The organism is Moorena sp. SIO2C4 (assembly GCF_010672485.1).
In the GTDB taxonomy this organism is placed as follows: Bacteria; Cyanobacteriota; Cyanobacteriia; order Cyanobacteriales; family Coleofasciculaceae; genus Moorena; species Moorena producens.
On record NZ_JAAHGN010000903.1, the window covers coordinates 1 to 3173 of the forward strand.

The 3173-nt window shown below is 41.6% G+C and carries 3 protein-coding genes; 2 read left to right on the top strand and 1 reads right to left on the bottom strand.

Features of this window, described 5'->3' with window-relative positions:
- Positions 1-87: 87 nt before the first annotated feature.
- Positions 88-765, bottom strand: a complete 678-nt coding sequence (locus F6K20_RS31085; protein ID WP_287297297.1) for a DUF4347 domain-containing protein — start codon at positions 763-765, stop codon at positions 88-90.
- Between the two features lie 733 nt (positions 766-1498).
- On the opposite strand from F6K20_RS31085, the gene cbiQ reads away from it, so the two are divergent.
- Positions 1499-2416: a cobalt ECF transporter T component CbiQ gene (gene cbiQ / locus F6K20_RS31090; protein WP_008182118.1), complete on the top strand. Its 918-nt coding sequence runs from the start codon at positions 1499-1501 to the stop codon at positions 2414-2416.
- A gap of 196 nt (positions 2417-2612) precedes the next feature.
- Positions 2613-3173 (top strand): energy-coupling factor ABC transporter ATP-binding protein (locus tag F6K20_RS31095; protein ID WP_287297298.1); only part of this gene is annotated, 561 nt, incomplete at its 3' end.

The following is a 3173-nucleotide window of genomic DNA, read 5'->3' on the forward strand; positions in this document are numbered from 1 at the left end:
CCTTTTTCTATATAGTTTATTACTTTTTTTCTGAAATCTAGACTGTATGGCATTGCTGTCAGTTATTGAAAATATACCCTTTTCATTTTACCTCATCACCGTCTTATCCTTAATTGAAACAACTATAGTTCCTACTGGAAAGTTGTTAGCGTTGCTAAAGGACACAGCAAAAACTCCTTGATATACCTGCATCAATTCTGGCAAAAATGCTGAATCTACACCAATCTGACCCGTACAACATTCTAGATTCCAATCACCACCCAAGGCAGCATTACCCGTGCGGTTCGCAGAAGCCGCAATGTCAGTACCAGTTATTTGGTGTAGTCGTTCCAAAAATTCTGTACCAGCATCTCCACCAGCAACATTGCAGCCGTAGAGGAGAATAGGAGTGGCTGAATCAGTCGTTGACCAAGTTTTTAATTGAGGGAGGTAATGGTTTAAAGTATCTAGACTAAGTTGGCTATTCCCTAAATACAAACACCCCGGTGAACCGTGAGAAACGATGTGAATAGCAGAAATATCAGTGCGTCCTTGCAGAGCCTTGGTAATTTGTGCCACGCCATCCTGTGTAGATTCCAGAACAATTACCTCAGTTCCCGGTACTGTACCATCAACTAAACTCTGATAATCATCAACCCCTGAGTCAATAAAGATAATAGTGCTAGAGATTTTAGAGTCACCTATTAAAGGGTTGTGTTGATCAGTTACGTAAAAGTTTAAGGACTTATCGAGCTCGTTGCTGCTTACATCTTTGGTGGTTAGCATTCTATAATCCTGATTTGGAATTTTAGATTGACTATAAGGCGTTGATTTATGCGGGATGATTGAACCCGGAACACCTCTCACTTGGTTAATCAATCCAAAAACCTAATTTTTCTACAGTTTTATATAAACTTTTGTAACTATTTTGATAAACTTTTGTAACTTATACAAAACTATATAACTAACTGAATATTGGAGGCTCTAATTACACTATATATAATTTAATTATTACACCTCTTGCATAAGTCTCATAAACCGTGGGTGTTGACAAGGCATGCATGCATGCATGCTAGAGGCAAAAGGGATAGATTTTGATTTCATATTTATTTGTGTATAGTTAAAAAAGAAAGGCTAAACGTGTTTAAGACAAAAGCACAGCACTTTGATGATATAGTGCTTGCTCATATCCTCGTGATCACTTGTGGACTAATCTAATTTGGGCGAATCTCATGTGCCGATCTGAGCTGATGGGAATATGGGGGCATGGGGGCATGGGAAGAGGTATTGACGTTTTTCCCCCAATACACTGTATGAGTGAATTTAAATTCTGATTAGCTTAGGGATTGATCCTAACTGAGTCATAGGTCATGGAGAAAATATGAAGGATGAAGGGTGAAGTATCAAGTATGAAGTATCAAGTATGAAGTATCAAGGGTGAAGTGGAGCGATAGAATCTATGGCTCCTATGTTGATTAGACCCAATTAGCAATCACCAATAACAATCATAAATGACTAAATGAAACATGGACTTGATGCCTACGCTCACTTGGACTCCCCCATCCACAGTTGGGAACCTCGTGCTAAGCTAATTGCCCTATTAACCCTAATTTTCGCGTTTTCCTTTGTACAGCATTTGATAGTGCTACCACCGATGGTGGCTCTGACCCTAATTTTTTATCGAGTCTCTCGCCTGCCACTGTCCTTTCTGTTGAATCGGTTGCGCTATCCGGGATTTTTTCTGTTAGGGATTACACTGCTACTCCCCTTCACAGTAGGCACTACCGTGATCATCCACCTTGGTCCAATCGCTCTGCGACAGGAAGGACTGCTAACCCTAGTGCTGATTGCCACCCGTTTCCTATGTATTCTCACCATTAGTGTGATTTTATTTGGCACCGCACCCTTTTTGACCAACATCAAAGCTATGCGATCGCTTGGTCTGCCATCACTGCTAGCGGATATGACTCTGTTGTCTTACCGCTATATTGAGCAATTTAGTAACGACCTAGCTAAAATGAAGCGGGCAATGCAGCTGCGAGGTTTTCGTGCCAAAGGACCAAAGCTTTCATGGCAGGAATTTGGAGGTCACCCAGTTGCTTCGCTACTGGAATCCTTCGCCCGTACTTACCGTAACCTGAGACTTTTAGCTTCCCTAACCGGAACACTTTTGGTGCGCAGTTACCAGCAATCCCAGCAAGTCTATAAAGCGATGATTTTACGAGGGTATAGTAACACCTCTCAATTTATGGTTTCTGAAAGTTCTGGTGTGACAAGAGAGACTAGAACACAGAGCTTTTCATTACCCCTTCCTAGGGGAAAGCGTATGGGGTCTAGTACAAACACTGCTAGTTTCCACCACTACATTGCTTTGGGACTGACTAGCTTGATTTCAGTAGGATTTGTGATCGCCGAAATTCTGTTAACAGAAGCATGACCGAAGCGAATTAAGACTCATCAATGATAACTAATTAATGGTAATCAAATCAAGGTAATATTGATTCCGGTTAACGACTTATAAGTTTAGGGTTTGGGTTGGGGTTTTGTTAATTTAAATTAAATAAAATTAATAATTAAATTAACACTTAACACAATTCCCTCACCCCGACTATAAGTGATTAGCCGTAATTAATATGGCTGCTGAATTTATCCTAGCCTACACCGAACGCTATCAGGCGAAACGACTTCATTCTTGGCCTTTCGGCCACGCTACGCGAACAGACTTCATCCTTCAGACTTTTACCGTGACCCAGCAACAACAAGAATTTTTTTACCGAGAAGATTACATTGAACCCTATCAGTCACCTACTTCCTTACACTACGCCCTTGCCATTGATAGTCTGTATTTTTCTTACCCAGACCAACCGGATAGTTTACGCAATATCAATCTCACCATTAAGCCAGGAGAACGGGTGGGTTTAATTGGTCCGAATGGTGCTGGTAAAACTACCCTATTTCTGACCATCTGTGGCATTTTAAAACCAACTAGGGCAAGAGTGATGCTGTTATTTGGCAAACCTGTGGTAGCGGGTGAGTTTCGCCCAGAAATTGGTCTGGTGTTTCAGAATCCCGATGACCAGTTATTTTCCCCTTCGGTCTGGGATGACGTAGCCTTTGGACCAGAGAATATGGGGTTACCAACGGTTGAGGTTGAACAGCGAGTTCAAGAAGCCCTATCCCTGACGGGTGTGGAA

Excerpts from the sequence above, each read along its gene's own strand:
- F6K20_RS31085 (WP_287297297.1), bottom strand. The coding sequence starts at position 765 with ATGCTAACCACCAAAGATGTAAGCAGCAACGAGCTCGATAAGTCCTTA.
- cbiQ (WP_008182118.1), top strand. The coding sequence starts at position 1,499 with ATGAAACATGGACTTGATGCCTACGCTCACTTGGACTCCCCCATCCAC.